Annotated in this window: 14 protein-coding genes; 10 read left to right on the top strand and 4 right to left on the bottom strand. The window is 53.9% G+C overall.

What is annotated here, in order from left to right; translation table 11 throughout:
• Positions 1 to 97 precede the first annotated feature (97 nt).
• The 5 genes from tkt to FD37_RS00795 all read left to right on the top strand — a co-directional run bounded on the left by tkt (position 98) and on the right by FD37_RS00795 (position 6734).
• A complete protein-coding gene (tkt, locus tag FD37_RS00815; RefSeq protein WP_056962793.1) occupies positions 98 to 2125 on the top strand; it encodes a transketolase in 2028 nt (675 codons plus the stop codon).
• 121 nt (positions 2126 to 2246) lie between these two features.
• Complete coding sequence (locus FD37_RS00810; RefSeq protein ID WP_045807989.1) at positions 2247 to 3140, top strand: C40 family peptidase; 894 nt, start codon at positions 2247 to 2249, stop codon at positions 3138 to 3140.
• A 103-nt stretch (positions 3141 to 3243) separates the two neighbouring features.
• Positions 3244 to 4281, top strand: a complete 1038-nt coding sequence (locus FD37_RS00805) for a DUF1002 domain-containing protein (protein ID WP_056962791.1) — start codon at positions 3244 to 3246, stop codon at positions 4279 to 4281.
• Between the two features lie 480 nt (positions 4282 to 4761).
• Positions 4762 to 6366, top strand: coding sequence for a LysM peptidoglycan-binding domain-containing protein (locus FD37_RS00800; RefSeq protein WP_056962789.1), 1605 nt, complete (start codon positions 4762 to 4764; stop codon positions 6364 to 6366).
• A gap of 161 nt (positions 6367 to 6527) precedes the next feature.
• Positions 6528 to 6734: a hypothetical protein gene (locus tag FD37_RS00795; RefSeq protein WP_045807987.1), complete on the top strand. Its 207-nt coding sequence runs from the start codon at positions 6528 to 6530 to the stop codon at positions 6732 to 6734.
• A gap of 136 nt (positions 6735 to 6870) precedes the next feature.
• Here FD37_RS00795 and FD37_RS00790 read toward each other — a convergent pair whose 3' ends face one another.
• The 3 genes from FD37_RS00790 to FD37_RS00780 form a co-directional block, all read right to left on the bottom strand.
• On the bottom strand, positions 6871 to 7833 hold the full coding sequence (locus FD37_RS00790; RefSeq protein WP_225351250.1) for a diacylglycerol/lipid kinase family protein: 963 nt from the start codon (positions 7831 to 7833) through the stop codon (positions 6871 to 6873).
• A 126-nt stretch (positions 7834 to 7959) separates the two neighbouring features.
• Positions 7960 to 9639 carry a ribonuclease J1 gene (rnjA, locus tag FD37_RS00785; protein WP_045807986.1) on the bottom strand — a complete coding sequence of 560 codons (1680 nt, stop codon included), beginning with the start codon at positions 9637 to 9639 and terminating at the stop codon, positions 7960 to 7962.
• On the bottom strand, positions 9636 to 9854 hold the full coding sequence (locus FD37_RS00780) for a DNA-directed RNA polymerase subunit epsilon (RefSeq protein ID WP_045807985.1): 219 nt from the start codon (positions 9852 to 9854) through the stop codon (positions 9636 to 9638). The genes rnjA and FD37_RS00780 overlap by 4 nt, the downstream gene beginning before the upstream one ends.
• A gap of 297 nt (positions 9855 to 10151) precedes the next feature.
• On the opposite strand from FD37_RS00780, the gene FD37_RS00775 reads away from it, so the two are divergent.
• Positions 10152 to 10649 carry a hypothetical protein gene (locus FD37_RS00775; protein ID WP_045807984.1) on the top strand — a complete coding sequence of 166 codons (498 nt, stop codon included), beginning with the start codon at positions 10152 to 10154 and terminating at the stop codon, positions 10647 to 10649.
• Positions 10650 to 10722: 73 nt separating this feature from the next.
• Here the strand turns inward: FD37_RS00775 and def are convergent, their stop codons facing one another.
• A complete protein-coding gene (def, locus tag FD37_RS00770; RefSeq protein WP_045807983.1) occupies positions 10723 to 11283 on the bottom strand; it encodes a peptide deformylase in 561 nt (186 codons plus the stop codon).
• A 277-nt stretch (positions 11284 to 11560) separates the two neighbouring features.
• Here def and pdhA point away from each other — a divergent pair, with 277 nt between their 5' ends.
• From pdhA to lpdA, 4 genes are all read left to right on the top strand, one after another.
• Positions 11561 to 12676, top strand: a complete 1116-nt coding sequence (gene pdhA / locus FD37_RS00765) for a pyruvate dehydrogenase (acetyl-transferring) E1 component subunit alpha (RefSeq protein WP_045807982.1) — start codon at positions 11561 to 11563, stop codon at positions 12674 to 12676.
• A 2-nt stretch (positions 12677 to 12678) separates the two neighbouring features.
• Complete coding sequence (locus FD37_RS00760; protein WP_045807981.1) at positions 12679 to 13656, top strand: alpha-ketoacid dehydrogenase subunit beta; 978 nt, start codon at positions 12679 to 12681, stop codon at positions 13654 to 13656.
• Between the two features lie 73 nt (positions 13657 to 13729).
• A complete protein-coding gene (locus FD37_RS00755; RefSeq protein ID WP_045807980.1) occupies positions 13730 to 15049 on the top strand; it encodes a 2-oxo acid dehydrogenase subunit E2 in 1320 nt (439 codons plus the stop codon).
• 7 nt (positions 15050 to 15056) lie between these two features.
• A complete protein-coding gene (gene lpdA / locus FD37_RS00750) occupies positions 15057 to 16484 on the top strand; it encodes a dihydrolipoyl dehydrogenase (RefSeq protein ID WP_056962787.1) in 1428 nt (475 codons plus the stop codon).
• The last annotated feature ends 74 nt before the right edge of the window (positions 16485 to 16558 follow it).

The raw sequence follows: 16558 nt of genomic DNA, 5'->3' as shown, positions 1-16558 counted from the left end.
GCAACGTTGATTCTACCGGTAAAATAAACGTTTAATGTCATCAAACAAGAATAAATTGTCATAAATGGTATGGCTGATTAAAGTGAGGTCATTTGAGATGTTGAATGAAAAAGTGGTTCAAGAACAGCTGAATTTTGATGAAACGGATACCCAGGCCGTTACGGCGGTCCGGATGCTGAGTATGGATATGATTTCGCGGGCCCGTTCCGGCCACCCCGGGTTACCGCTGGGGGCGGCACCCATGGCGTACGTGCTCTTTTCACGGCACCTGCGGGTCGACCCGTCCTTCCCCAAGTGGTTCAATCGGGACCGGTTCGTGTTATCGGCGGGCCACGGGTCAGCCATGCTGTACAGCTTGCTCCACCTGAGCGGTTTTGCCCTCAGTCGGGACGACCTGATGAATTTCCGGCAATTAGGAAGTAAGACCCCCGGCCATCCCGAATATGGGGTGACCCCGGGCGTCGACGCAACGACGGGCCCGCTGGGACAAGGCATCGGCATGGCCGTCGGGATGGCGATGGCGGAGGCCCACCTGGCCGCCGACTATAACCGGCCAAACTATGCGGTCGTGGATCACTATACTTATGCGCTGTGCGGCGATGGGGACCTGATGGAAGGGGTCGCCGCCGAATCAGCCAGTCTGGCGGGTCAGCTGAACCTGAATAAACTGATCGTTTTGTACGATTCCAACGACGTCTCCCTGGATGGTCCACTGAGCAATGCGTGCCACGATGACGTGGCCCAACGCTTTACCAGCTACGGCTGGAACTACCTGCGGGTCGCCGATGGAAATGACCTGGGGGCCATCGATGCCGCCATCACGGTCGCCAAGGGGAACCAAAACGGTCCGACCCTGATCGAAGTGAAGACCCAGATTGGGGCCGGGAGCCCGAACGCGGGGACGAATAAGGTCCACGGTGCGCCGTTGAGTGCGGAAGACCTGGCCCAGACCCGGGCAAACTACGGCTGGGACAACGATCCCTTTACGGTGCCGGCAGAGGTGCATAATCGCTTCATGACCACCATTAAGGCCCGCGGCTGGGCCAGTCACCAGGCGTGGTCCGGGTTGGTCTCCCACTACTCGGCGGCGGAACCCCAGTTGGCGGCCCAATTCGCCCAGGGCGTGAGCCAGACGTTGCCGAAGCACCTGGTCGATCAGCTGCCGACGTACTACAAGAAAGACCAGCTGGCTTCGCGGGCCAGCGGCAGTGAGATCTTACAGAAGTTGAGCGCGGTGTGCCCGAACTTATGGGGCGGTTCGGCCGACCTGTTCAGTTCGAACAAGACGGCCATTGCCCAGGATGACCGGTTCAGTGCCGCTAACCGGCAGGGCCGCAACCTCTGGTTTGGTGTGCGGGAATTCGCCGAAGCGGCGGCCATGAACGGAATCGCCCTGCATGGTGGGACCCGGGTCTTCGGCTCGACCTTCTTCGTCTTCTCCGACTACATGAAGGGTGCCATTCGGTTGGCGGCCTTACAAAAATTACCCGTCATCTACGTCTTTACCCACGACTCCCTGGCGGTCGGTGAAGATGGTCCGACCCACGAACCAGTCGAACAACTGGCGGCCTTGCGGGCAATTCCGGGACTGACCGTGTACCGGCCGGCCGATGGAAATGAGACCGTCGCGGCCTGGTTGGCGGCGATGGCGGCCACGGATCATCCCACGGCCATCGTCTTGACCCGGCAAGGCCTGCCGACGCTGCCCAAACCGGCGGCGCGGGTCCACAGCGGCGTCAAGCGGGGCGGTTACGTGGTCGCCGATGCGCAGGGCACGCCGGATGGCATCCTATTGGCTTCGGGGTCCGAGGTTCAGGTGGCCTTACGTGCCCAGAGTTTATTGCGCGACCAGGGACACGACGTGCGGGTCGTGTCGCTGCCGAGCTTCGAACGGTTCAACGCGCAATCGCGGGAATACCGGGAAAAGGTCTTGCCACGGCACCTGCGGCGGCGGGTCGCCATCGAAATGGCCAGCGGGCTCGGGTGGTGCCAGTACACCGGGCTGGATGGTGCGGTGATCTCCCAGGACCGCTTCGGGGCCAGCGGCAATGGCGAACAGGTCATTGCCATGGCGGGCTTTACACCGGAACGTGTGGTGCAAACCTATTTAAACTTAGACGAATAACCATTAAGGGGCTGATTGACGCCCCTTTTTTGTGTTTTTAGGGGTGAAACGCCCTCAGAATCTAGTAACTTGCGGTGATTATTGGTAAGATTGGGGTAAAGGATTTGGAGGCGGTTAATTTATGGAAATTCGACGGGTAAAGGTCCCTACGGCGCTGGTTTGGGCGACCCCGACTAGTGCGACGAAGACGGATCAGGACTACTTGAACGATGGCGACCTGGCAGCCTGGCTGGGCAAGTTGACCGATCAGGACCGGGAACGCTTAGCGGATCAAAACGTGCTGGTCACGGAGGCCCTCTTTAACGACCGGGTCATCTTAGACCGTATCGAAGGGCAGTGGGCCCACGTCTTCGTGACCCGCCAAGCCAATCGGCAGGAACGGCGCGGGTATCCTGGCTGGATTCCGGTGAGCCAATTGACCGCTAACGATGATGAGCTGGATTACCCCACGACCACGGTTCGCTTAGTGCAGCCCCAGACGGCGTTACTGGATGCTCAGGGGCAGCCCCAGTTGACCCTCCCGCTGGGCACGATTCTGACGACCACGGGACAGGATGCCGAACAGATCAAGGTCTTGACGCCACTGGGCCCGGGGGCCATTGCGGCCAGCGCGGCCAAGTTGAGCGTGAACGGCGCCAACGATGGTGACCGGTTGTTGGCCTTGGGGCGGCAGTTCCTGGAGACACCGTACCTGTGGGGCGGCATCACGCCACAAGGATTTGACTGTTCGGGCTTCATTTATGCGCTGCACCGGGCACTCGATTACGCGATTCCCCGGGATGCCCAGGACCAGTTTGCCAACGGGTATCCGGTCGCCCCGGAAGAGCTGGCCATTGGGGACCTGATCTTCTTTGCGACCGACCACGGCCGCGGTCAGATCCATCACGTGGCGCTGTACGCCGGGAAGGGACAGATGCTCCATTCACCGAAGCCCGGCTACGCGGTCGAGTTGATCCCGATGACCACGGCCAAGTACGCCGCCGAATACGCGGGCGCTCGCCGGTTCTGGCAATAATAAGAATCCTCTAAGGTCGCGGAAGTTTGCCCCCCTTAGGTTAGTGACCTGCTATACTGAATGAGTGGGCAGGGGACCAACAAAGTGAAAGAAGAGGACAATTATGACATTAAAACGATTCATTCTCGGGCTGGCCACGGTCGCGGCTGCACTGACGCTGGGGAGTCACACCCTGGTGGCGCAGGCCGATACGACCGACACGACCGGTACCAGCAGTAGCGTGACGGATAGCAGTTCTTCGGCCACCAGCGGCAGCACCGTGCAGACCAAGGCACTCTCGAAGGCCTACGTGGTTTACGGCGCCGGCCTGGCCAGTGAAGATAAAGATACGGTGGCCACCGCACTGGGGGTCAAGTCGAACTACACGGCGTTGACCGCCACGGGGAGTGACTACGCCCAGTACCTGAACTCGGCGGGCACCACCGATGCCAGCATGATCAGTTCGGTCTCGCTGGCCCCCGCGGATCCCGGGACGGGTGTGAAGGTCAACATCGCTGATTATAATGGAAGCAATAATATTACCCAGGTCACCTCGCAACAGTACGCGATGGTGGCAACGATGGCCGGGGTCAAGGACGTGATCATCACGGTGACGGCGGACAAGTCGGTTTCCGGCGAGTCGGCCCTCACGGGGGTCTATAAGGCCTTGGCCACGGACGGATTGACCCTGAACGCGCAGAACACGCAGGCGGCGAACGGTGTGCTGGACGCCACTCAGCCAGCTATCAATTCGAACAGTGATGATAAGAAGTATCCCGGCAAGTTGATGTCGGCGGTGGGGTCGGTCTCATCCGACCTGGCCAAACAACGGCAGAACGGCAGTGACTTAGCCACCAAGGACGACATTGCCGCGATGCTGGAGAAGGCGTTAGCTAAGCAGGGCATCTCGAGCCAAACGACGCAAACGCAGATCAACAACATTTCCGTTGCCCTGAGTAAGGTGCAGCAAGCACCGGTCTCAACGAGTAAGAGCTACGTGACCAACGTCACCAAGGTGGCCAATAACCTGGCGAACAGTATTGGGAACAAGATGGCCAGCGTGAAGGATTTTGCGAATAGTGCCGATGCTCAGAAGGCGGAGAACTTTATCGCCCAGATCTGGGATAAGATCGTGAGCTTCTTCAAGGGGCTCTTCGGGTAAGCAGAAAAGGTGATGAACGAACTAACGGAGGACGATCCTCCGTTTTTTTGTGGGCTAAAATAGCATTTCACAAATGCACCGGGTCAACGGCTAACTGTAGGATACAAAATGGGGGTTCATGGTAAACGTGTATCATACAAGTAAACGGTTGAGAAGCCTGAGTGTAGCAGAATCCCCATTCTGGGAAAAATGCTTGGTATTTCGAAACGAACCGGTGTTTGCTTTTAACCGAAACGGGGTCCTTGCTATAATGGGCTTTCAGCCGGTTCCTTAAAATAGAAACCGTTTTCCTCGAACAAACGTTTCAGCACTAAAATCCATTAAGAAATCCTTAATAATTCACAAGAAACGCGCAAAACGTGTGGTAAGATAAGTTTGTGATTCGTATTCACTGTGAACCACCATGACTGCCTGAAAACGATTTAAGGCGTCATGGGCTGCATCATCAGAAAAATTACGGGATAAAGGACGTGTGTGTGAATGAGTACAGGTCAACGAAAAACTAAAGTTGCGGTTGGCGTGGTTGGCGCGCTCGGGGCCTTGGCTGCCGGCGTGACCGCGAGCGCGAACAGCGTTCAAGTCCAGGCGGGGGACACCGTTTGGGGATTGTCTCAAAAGTACGGTGTGTCAATCGAGACCCTGGAAGAGCAAAACTCACTAGACACCAAGACCGACCTGATTTTTGTGGGGCAACGGTTGCAAGTTAATACGAACAAAGCACAGAATTTAACGTATACGGTCAAGTCTGGGGATACGCTGTGGGATCTGGCGCAGCATTACCACACCACGGTGGCCAAGCTCCAAACGGCTAACCACTTAACGGGAGACATGCTGAGCGTCGGCCAAAAGCTGGTCATTCCACAAACGGCGAGTGCCGCTAAGGCGGATGCCACGGGGACGGAAGCCACGACGACCACGACGCCGTCGGTCACACACCAGGTCACCCAAAAGGCGAGTGCCTTTCAGGCGCAGATCCTAGCCCAGCAACAGGCCGCGGCGAGCCAACAACAGCAACGGCAGAGTTCATCGACCACTTCTGAGTCCAGCACCGCGACGGCCAGTTCAGCAACCAGCGCGGTCGCGAGTGCCAGCCAGTCGTCCACGCCAACGTTAAAGCACGCGACGACCAGCACGACACCGGTCTCCAAGGCACAATCAACCAGTGCGTCGACCAGTACCAGTCGCGCAGCAACGTCGGCGAGCCAGTCGACGAGCAACAGTTCAGCGACGCAATCCACGAGTACGGTAGCTGCTACGAGCACCTCATCCGCCCAAACGCAGGCCTCGGTCGCGGCGGCCACGAGCAGTTCAACGCCGTCAGCGACTAAGCGGACCGTTCAGGCCACGCCCAAGGTAGCTACGGCTGTAACGTCGTCAAAGGCTAGCGCAGCAAAGACGACGACCAGCCAGGCAACGGCGACGACCAGTGCGACCAGCACGCGTCAGGTAACCGCTAAGCCCGTGACCAAGAAGAAGGCTGTGAAGAAGGTTCAGACACCAACGACCTACAGCGCAACGGTCGCCAGCTCAGCGAACCAGACCAGCACCCAGACTAGTGCCGCCACCACGACGGCCCAATCGAGCACCAGTTCGACCACGGCCACGAGTAGCAGTGCTACGAGCACCTCATCGACGGCCACGACCAGTGCCAGTGCCTCGTCGGCTGCTAAGGTCACGACAAGCAGCAGTTCTAAGCAGACCAAGAAGTCAACGGCCGGCTTGACCAGCGGTTCCGTCACCGGGTTGGCACTCAAATTGGCGTCGGCCGACATCCCGTACGTCTGGGGCGGCTCTTCTCTGAGCGGCATGGACTGTTCTGGGCTGGTAGCCTACGTGTACCAGCATGCGCTGGGCGTTAGTCTGCCACATAGCACGACGGCCCAAGAGGCCATGGTCACCACGCATTCCGTGGGATCTGCCAAGCCAGGCGACATCCTGTTCTGGGGCAGCCACGGATCGACCTACCACGATGCGATCTACTTAGGCAACAATCAATTCGTTGCGGCACCGCAACCGGGGCAAAACGTTTCGGTTCAGTCGATCAGTAAGTACTTCATGCCGTCCTTTGCCGGAACGTTGAAGTAAAACCCGAAGAATGTAACCGCCTTTCTGTCCAAATTCGGTTATTCGCCGAAAAAAATTAAGATAATCGTTAACAAATCCAAAAACGCGTGGTATTATCTTCCAGTAGTCATTTGGAACCTAAAAATCATCACGAAATCTTGTTAAAGGAGTTGTTGAAGGTTATGAGTAATCGAATGGAGATTCTTGCGGAGTCACGTCAGGCGCATTCGCAATTGGCGACGCTCAAGCATCAGGAGTCGGTCGGCGTTCAAGCGGGAACGGAGACGGTGACCATCGAGCCACGGTATGGTAACGAGATGACCTATCTGACCAATAAGTGCGCTCAGCTTGATATGATTCTGGAAGCAATGGATGCTTCGGAAGACTAATCATAAAAATAAATGAACGGCCCGAGTGGTCGCTGAAAAGCCCGAGGGCGTCGTCATCAACGACGTGACCTCGGGCTTTTTTGGCGCAAAAAAAAGAGCTCAACCGATAGGGCGTGAGCTCAGGATAAGGTGCTGATTAAAGGGTCACGTCGATCCAGAAGGGGTACTGACGTAAACCGGTATAGACGTCAAAGAAGCGACCACCCATCTCTTCACCGTCTAATTGGCCGTATTCGATGGCCGGAACGGTCAGATGGATAGTTGATGCGGCATAGTAGTGAACGGCCTTAGACGTCAAATGACGCTTGAATATCAGCCGCAACGCCAGCCAGATGAGCTTAAAGAAGTTGGGCTTCTCGATGACCACCAGATGAAGCTGGTGGTCGGTCAACGTCGCCGTGGGCACGATGGGCACGCCGCCCCCGAAGTAGGGGTGGTTCGTGGTGGTGACCAGAAAGGCGTTGGGGTAAATGTCCCGTTGGTTCCCCACGTGGACGGTTAAGGTGAAGCCCGTTTGGTTGTAGTAGACGTTGAGGGCCGATGCCAAGTAGGACAGGGAGCCCAAGTGGTGCTTGTTCAACCAGATCTTGGCCTTGGACTGATTCGCCTGGGCGATGATCCCGGCGTCAAAGCCGATCCCCAGGTTGTTGGTGAAGACCCCGCGCTCCTGCTTGATGGTCTCGTCATAGGTGCCCAGGTCATAGTCCGTGGCCTGGGTGCAGTCGATGACCTGCTTGAGGGCGGTCTCCCAGTTCAGGGACATGCCAATGCCCCGGGCAAAGTCGTTGCCGGAGCCGACGGGGAGGTAGGCCACCGGGATCGGATGCTGCCGCGGCTGGCGGGTTAAACCGTTTAACGTCTCGTGCAGGGTGCCATCGCCGCCAACCGCGAGGACGACCCAGTTCTGCTGTCCGTCATCCGGTAGCTGCTTGGCAAATTGCTCGCTTAGAAGGATGGCATGGTTGGCATAATCGGAGGTGGCGACCTGGTAACGGACCTGAGCCGCATCCAATCGTTGGCGGATTTCAGGCCACAGGTTACCGGCGCGACCACTCCCCGCATGCTCGTTTAAGATGATATAGTACTGGACACTCACCATACTGCTCCTCTCAATTTTTTCTCTCTTATTATAACGAACTTCTCGCAGTGTGCCTAGTCATTCTCCGAGAACTTTAAGAGCTCATAAGAAAAGGGATGCGAGTAGGCATCCCTTTAATCCATCATTTTACTTCGTCATAATGAACATCGGTAAAATCATTGGGTGACGTTCCGTCTTTTCAAACAGGAAGTTTTGCAGATCATCGATGACCGCGTTGCGAATCGAGGCTTCGGTCGCCTTCGGATTGCGCATGGCCCGCCGAATGGTCTGGAAGACCCGGCGGCGACCCTCATTTAACAACTCACCGGATTCACGCATGTACACGAATCCTCGTGAGAGCAGGTCGGGGCCGGCCTTGATCTCTTGGTTTTTGAGGTCGATCGTTGCGACAACCACGACAAGACCTTCTTCGGATAACAGCTGGCGGTCCCGCAGGACCACGTTGCCGATATCGCCGATGCCGGAACCGTCAATGTAGACGTCGCCGGCAGCGAAGTGACCCGCCACCCGAGCGGAATCCTTGGTCAGGGCCAAGACATCGCCGTTTTGCAGGATAAAGCTGTGATCCAGCGGAACCCCACATTGTTCGGCTAACTCGGTGTGGATCTTCAGCATCCGGTATTCCCCGTGAATTGGCATGAAGAACTTCGGTTGCATCAGCCGGAGCATCAGCTTCTGTTCTTCCTGACCACCGTGACCCGAGGTATGGATGTTGTTGACCTTCCCGTGGATAACGGTCGCGCCCGCTTCTTCCAATTCGTTGATCACCCGGTTAACGGAGATCGTGTTCCCAGGAATTGGGTTACTGGAGAAGACGACCGTGTCACCAGGTTGGATAGAAATCTGCCGGTGAGTACCGTTCGCAATCCGGGAAAGGGCCGCCATGGGTTCACCCTGCGAACCGGTACATAAGATCATGACCTTATCGGCAGGGAGGGAACGAATCGCGTTGGCGTCGACCAAGGCCTCGTCAGGGATGTTGAGGTAGCCCAACTCCCGACCATTGACGATGGCGGCTTCCATGGACCGGCCAAAGACGGCAATCTTACGACCGTGGGCCAGCGCCGTCTCACAGGCCGTTTCAATCCGTGAGATGTTGGAGGCGAAGGTCGCGAAGATGACCCGGCCTTGGACCTGGTCGAAGATGCGGCGAATCGACTTGCCGACCCATTTTTCGGACTTGGTCCAAATCGGCCGTTCGGCGTTGGTACTGTCAGACATCAGACAGAGCACGCCGTCAGCGCCCAGCTTGGCCATCTTTTGCAGATCAGGCGGCTGGTTGGTCACGGGGGTTAAGTCGAACTTATAGTCCCCGGTTTCCACGATGGTTCCGACCGGCGTGTGGACCGCGATTCCCAGCGTATCGGGGATCGAGTGGGTCGTTCGGAAGAAGGAAACGCTCATTTTACGGAACTTAAGCACCGTATCATCATCAATTGCGTGTAATTCAGTTGATTTGAGTAATCCGTGTTCTTCAAGCTTGTTCTTGATCAGAGCTAAAGCTAACGGACCGGCGTAGACCGGCACGTTAATGGATTGCAATAAATAAGGAATACCGCCAATATGGTCTTCGTGGCCGTGGGTAATCACTAGCGCCTTGATTTTGGATTGGTTCTCAACCAGGTATTGGTAGTCGGGAATGACGTAATCGATTCCCAATAACTCGTCTTCGGGGAACTTGATGCCGGCATCAATTAAGATGATTTCATCTTGAAATTGGATCCCGTACGTGTTTTTCCCGATTTCACCTAATCCACCCACGCCAAAGATAGCGGTCTCGTTATTTTTGACGTTTAACTTGTTCATTCATTGAACTCCGTTAATTTGTAGTTTGGATTTTGTTGTTCATAAGCCAGGGTGTTGCCTTCGATGGCTTCGATGAACTCAATATTGTGGTCCGTGTGCTCTTCGACTTGGGCGCGGGCTTCAACTTCAGTGGCCGCCTCCAAATAGAGAGAGTGGGTATCCTCGCGCTTAGGATTCCGTTTTTTGTCTTCTTGGTAATACACTTTGTAAATCACTAACAAGACTCCTTTTCATGGTAGTTAATTCGTCCTAACTTAAGCGACGAATTAGATAATTTGTTCTTGCCGAACTGCGGGTTGCTTACACAACAATTAGCATAATTTTAGCATAGATTGCGCGGATTGTATAGAATTACCCCTAGCCGCGGAATCATGCTATGATAATCATGACGGACATCTCGTGGGTCACGGCTTTGTTAAGAATCCCTAAACTGTCCGTGAAATGACGCGTCATTTCCTAAAAACTATGAAATAATCAAGGTCATCAAGTGGAAAACGAACGGAGGAAACGCCATGGCACTTATCGTGGAGATCATCATTGGGATTATTATTGCCTGGGCGATCTATGTGTTGATTCACCGGATGGTGGTTCAACGGGCGACCCGGATCGTGCGGCACTCGGCCCAAGCAGAGACCGACGTCGCCGTCAAGGCCGCGGTGCAGCGCCTGGTCAACCAGGACGTCCTGACCGAGGACGAGGGGACCTTGCCCGCCTCGGTGACGGTCGCGGATGTTTGGGGCCGGGGCGTCATGGCCTTCGAATACACGCTGCAGGTGGGGATGGCGGCCGAACGGCGCTTGCCCCAACTGGAAGCGGCGATGAACGCGGCTTTGGCCAGCTACAGTGCGGATCACCAGGTCCAAGCCTGTGTGGCGGGGTCAGCCTTCGTGGTCAGCGATATCTGGGTCTACGATGACCAGTTGCACCTAGACGTGGCCTACCTGATGAACGAATCGACGGTTGAATACCTGAAGGACCTGAAGAAACTGAATGATCCTGCTGTGCAATAAATCACACATACTATAGTAGAAAAGCGTCATTCATCACGTAAAAATGATGAATGACGCTTTTTTAGTCGACTGGTTAGTCGATCATGACCATGTCGTCGTCCCGGGTGAAGGGATCGTCTTGGTTGATGTGGTCGTAGAAGAGAATCCCGTGGAGGTGGTCAATCTCGTGTTGGCACACGATGGCGGGGTAGTTCTTCAAGCGAATCTGATGTTTCTCACCATTAACGTCGTAGTAACGCAGGGTGATCCGGTCGTGGCGGGGAACGAAGCCGGGCACGTCTTTATCGACGGAAAGGCACCCTTCGCCCTCCGTTAAGGCGCCCGCTTGGACGGACTCGGAGACGATGACCGGGTTAATGATCACGTCGGTGAAGGGCGACTTGCCATCCTCTTCCATTGGGGGCACCAGGACCGAGGCCATTTTCTTGGAAACGCCCACCTGGGGTGCGGCCAGGCCGACGCCGGCGCGTAAGCCGTATTTCTTACATTGTTCTGGATCTTGGGAAACCACTAGGTATTCCATGAGGTCCTTGGCGAGTTGTTGATCCTCCGCAGATAACGGGAACTGGACGTCTGCGGCTTCTTGCCGCAGGACGGGATCGCCGTCACGGACGATATCTTTCATTAAGAACAAGAGCAATTACCTCCGCAAAATTAATCGTAGTTACATATTATTTTAGCATAGTTTAACTGAAAAATGAAATGAAAAGAAAACGGTTTCGGTTTTCAAAAAAAACCGAAAATAGGAAACTGCCGATGACTGTAGGGATTAGGCCCAATCGTTGATTTAATCTTAATGAAAGGGCTTGCAAGAACTATGAAAAAATGGTACTTTATAAACGTAGTCAGGAAACGCAACGTTGACTCACTCTAGTTAACATTTCATATAAAGTGAAAGGAAAGTGTTACTTATGGCTAATGGAAGCAAACAATTTGTAGACTTTGCCAAAATCAAAGCTACGATGGCCGACCCATACAAGCACCCGGTTCAAGTCATTGATCGGGAAGGGAAGGTTGTCAACCCTGATATTTTGGCAGAATATTCAGATGATCAACTTGTTGACTTCATGAAGAAGATGGTTTGGGAACGGACATTACACGAACAAACCATGAACTTCTCTCGTCAAGGTCGTCTGGGGTTCTATGCTCCAACTGCCGGTGAGGAAGCTAGTGAAATGGGAAGTGTTACCGCCTTTAAGGAACAAGACTTCCTGTTACCTGCTTACCGTGACTTACCACAAATGATTCAACACGGCGCAAGCGTTGCTAAAGGTTTCTTATGGTCCAAGGGTCACATTGAAGGGAATCAATACGATAACCCGAATATGATCTTCCCACAAATCATTATCGGTGCCCAATACGTTGAAACTGCCGGGGTTGCCCTGGGGATTCAAAAGAACGGCGACAAAGACCGCGTTGCCTTTGTTTACACCGGTGATGGTGGGACGTCACAGGGTGACTGGTACGAAGGGATTAACTTCACTTCCGCTTACCAAGCACCTGCTGTCTTCTTTGTTCAAAACAACGGCTGGGCAATTTCTGTGCCACGTCGTAAGCAAACTGCCGCTGAAACCTTAGCACAAAAGGCCGTTGCCATGGGTGTTCCTTCCGTCCAAGTTGATGGGATGGATATCGTGGCCGTCCACGAAGTTGCTAAGGAAGCACGTGAATTTGCTGCTGCCGGCAATGGGCCAGTGGTCATCGAAACGTTAACTTACCGTTACGGTGCTCACTCCTCAGCCGGTGATGATCCTTCGCGTTACCGGACTAAGGAAGAAGAAAAGCCTTGGTTCGATGCCGATCCACTCATCCGGATGCGTAAAGTTCTGACCGACAAGAAGCTTTGGTCTCAAGACCAAGAAGACAAGTTGGTTGAAGAATACAAGGACGAGTTCAAGAACGCCATGAAGGAAGCAGAAGCTGCACCAGCACAAAAGGTTTCCGACTTCTTGAAGTGGACTTACAACGTTCCTACTCCAGCAGTTAAGAAGCAAATTGCAGAATTTGAAGCAAAGGAGTCGAAGTAATCATGGCTAAAATGACGTACATTAAAGCGATCACTTCTGGACTAGATCAAGTCTTAAACGACGATCCAAAGACTCTGATCTTCGGTGAAGATGTTGGTAAAAACGGTGGTGTGTTCCGGACGACTGTCGGCTTGCAAGACAAGTACGGTGAAGACCGGGTCTTCGATACGCCATTAGCTGAATCTGGGATCTTGGGCTTAGCCATTGGTCTGTCATTGACCGGCTGGCGTCCAATTCCTGAAATTCAATTCATGGGATTCACGTTCGAAGCCATGGACGGGATTGTTGGTCAATTAGCACGTGACCACTACCGTTTCGGTGGCCAGAAGAACTTCCCTGTTACCATCCGGACGCCATTTGGTGGTGGGACTCATACCGCCGAAATGCACTCCGATAACTTGGAAAACTACTTTGTTAGCACCCCAGGTCTGCGGGTCGTAACGCCTGCTAACCCATACGATGCTAAGGGCTTGATCATCTCCGCTGTTGAAAGCGATGACCCAGTTCTCTTCATGGAAAACTTGAAACTTTACCGTTCAATGAAGGATGAAGTTCCTGACGACAAGTACACGGTTCCTTTGGACTCCGCTAAGGTTGTTCGTGAAGGTTCTGACATTACGTTGGTTGCTTACAGTGCCGAAGTCAACGAAGCACTCCAAGCCGCAGATGCTTTGGCAAAGGACAACATCTCTGCTGAAGTCATTGACCTGCGTTCCTTGTCTCCAATCGACACGGACACGATCTTTGCTTCCATTGACAAGACTCACAAGGTCGTTGTGATTCAAGAAGCACAGCGGATGGCCGGTGTTGGTGCCATTGTGGCTTCCGACATTGCCGAAGAAAAGATCATGTCTCTGGACGCCCCAATTGGCCGGGTAGCTGCCCCAGACAGCGTTTACCCATTTGCCCAAGCTGAAGGCGACTGGATTCCTAATGCGGACGATATCGAAGCCAAGGCTCGCGAAATCGCCAACTACTAAATTTTAAAAATTAAACGATAAAAATCGATGTGGGAGACATCCTGCATTAAACGATAAGAAAGGAAGTTTTCCCATGGCTTATACGTTCAAACTCCCAGAACTGGGTGAAGGAATGGCCGAAGGCGAAATTTCTTCATGGCTAGTTAAAGAAGGAGACGAGGTTAAGGAAGACGACACGTTAGTCGAAATCCAAAACGATAAGTCTGTTTCGGAGTTACCTTCACCGGTTGCCGGGAAGGTCTCACAAATTGTTGCCCAAGAAGGTGACACCGTTGAAATTGGCGACCCACTGATCGTCATTGACGATGGTTCCGCTGCTGCCCCAGACCTGACGAAGGCTGGCGGTGACGACGCTGCCGAAGAAGCACCAAAGGAAGAAGCACCAGCTGCACCAGCCCCTGAAAAGGCCGCTGCGCCTGCTCCTGCCGCTGCCCCAACGGGTGTGCCAGCCGCTTCTGATCCAAACAAGCTGGTCATGGCAATGCCATCCGTCCGTCAATACGCACGGGACAAGGGTGTGGACATCACTTTGGTTGCCCCAACCGGGAACCACGGACAAGTCTTGAAGGCTGATATCGACAACTTTAACGGTGCCGCTGCTCCTGCAGCTGCAGCCGCTCCAGCTGCCCCAGCCGCAGGCAAGGCCGCTGCTGGCCAAGCTATCAAGCCTTGGAAGTCTGACCAACCAGATCTGGAAACTCGTGAACCAATGTCACCAATGCGGAAGATCATTGCCAAGAGCATGCGGACTTCCAAGGACATTGCCCCACACGTTACCTCATTTGATGAAGTTGACGTCACTAAGCTGATGGCTAACCGGAAGAAGTACAAGCAGGTTGCTGCTGATCAAGACATTCACTTGACGTTCTTACCTTACATGGTCAAGGCGCTGGTTGCCACGATCAAGAAGTTCCCTGAATTGAACGCTTCGATCGATGATACCACGCAAGAAATCGTCTACAAGCACTACTACAACATCGGAATTGCGACGAACACGGATGACGGTCTGTACGTTCCAAACATCAAGGCCGCTGATTCCAAGGGTATGTTTGAAATTGCTAAGGAAATCACTGAAAACACGCAAGCTGCTTACGACAACAAGTTGAGCCCAGCTTCCATGGCCGGTGGTTCCATCACCATTTCAAACGTCGGTTCAATCGGTGGTGGCTGGTTCACGCCAGTGATCAACCAACCTGAAGTAGCAATCTTAGGGGTTGGCCGGATTGAAAAGGCACCTTACGTCAACGAAGATGGCGACATTGTCGTGGGCAACATGTTGAAGCTTTCCCTGAGTTACGACCACCGTCTGATTGATGGCGCCTTAGCTCAAAACGCTTTGAACTACATGAAGAAGTTGTTACACGACCCAGAAATGCTGTTAATGGAAGGGTAGGAATAATATGGCAGATGTTGAAAAAAAGGACACCGTCATCATCGGTGCCGGACCTGGCGGGTACGTTGCCGCCATTCGGGCTTCTGAATTAGGCCAAAAGGTCACTTTAGTTGAAAAGTCCGATACCCTTGGTGGTGTCTGCTTGAACGTCGGTTGTGTGCCTTCTAAGGCCTTGATTCAAGCGGGTCACCGTCTGGAACAAGCCAAGGATGGGTCAACCTACGGGATCTCAACGGATAACGCAACGATTGACTTCAAGAAGACTCAGGAATGGAAGCAAAAGAAGGTCGTTGATCGGATGACCAGCGGCGTTAAGATGCTGATGAAGAAGCACCACGTTGACGTGGTCAACGGGGAAGCGGTCTTCCTGAGTGACACCCAATTACGGGTCATTCCAACCGGTGAAAAGCAATTTATGTCCGTCGATACCGGTGCGACGTACGAATACAATAACATCATTATTGCGTCCGGCTCACACCCAATCGAAATTCCAGGCTTCAAGTTCGAAGGCCGTGTTGTGGATTCTACCGGTGGCTTAAATCTGCCAGAAATCCCAAAGGAATTCGTTGTCATCGGTGGTGGTTACGTTGGAACCGAATTAGCCGGTGCTTACGCCAGCTTAGGGGCTCACGTCACGATCATTGAAGGAACCAAGTCCATTCTGGCTGGCTTCGACAAGGACCTCGTTTCCGTTGTCCTGAAGAAGTTGAAGAAGAAGGGCGTCGACGTCATCACGAACGCGATGGCGAAGGGCTCCAAGCAAGACGACAAGGGTGTTGAAGTAACTTACGCGGTCGACGGCAAGGAATCCACTGTTAAGGCGGACTACTGCATGGTCACCGTTGGTCGGAAGCCAAACACCGACAACCTGGGCTTGGAATACACCAAGGTTAAGATGAATGACCACGGCCAAATCGAAGTCGACAACCAAGGTCGCACCGCTTCTGAACACATTTGGGCAATTGGTGACTGTGTTCCTGGTCCAGCATTGGCACACAAGGCCTTTGCTGAAGCCAAGACGGCTGCCGGTGCCATTGCGGGCAAGAAGACGGCTAACGATTGGGTTGGCGTGCCAGCGGTTTGCTTCTCTGATCCTGAAATCACGACGGTTGGTTACTCTAAGAGCCAAGCGACGGATAAGGGTATCAAGGTTAAGACGGCGCAATTCCCATTTGCTGGGAATGCTCGGGCCGTTTCACTGGACGCACCAGATGGCTTTGTTCGCTTCGTCTACACGGACGACGACAACAAGAACATCGTGGGTGCCCAAGCGGTTGGGCCTGAAGTCAGCACCATGGCTGGTGAATTATCGATCATCGTTAACGACGGCTTGAACGTTGAAGACGTTGCGTTGACCATTCACCCACACCCAACGTTGAACGAACCAATCCAAGAAACTGCCGACATCGCATTGGGCTTCCCAACGCATATCTAAAGTTTCTGCTAAAAGTTACCAGAAAGCTCGAAGGCTTAGCCTTCGGGCTTTTTTGGTCGGTTGAGGGGGGGACT

Source organism: Levilactobacillus spicheri DSM 15429 (assembly GCF_001435095.1).
Taxonomy (GTDB): Bacteria; Bacillota; Bacilli; order Lactobacillales; family Lactobacillaceae; genus Levilactobacillus; species Levilactobacillus spicheri.
Note: the sequence above shows the minus strand (reverse complement) of the source record. Positions and strands in the feature narration are given on the sequence as shown.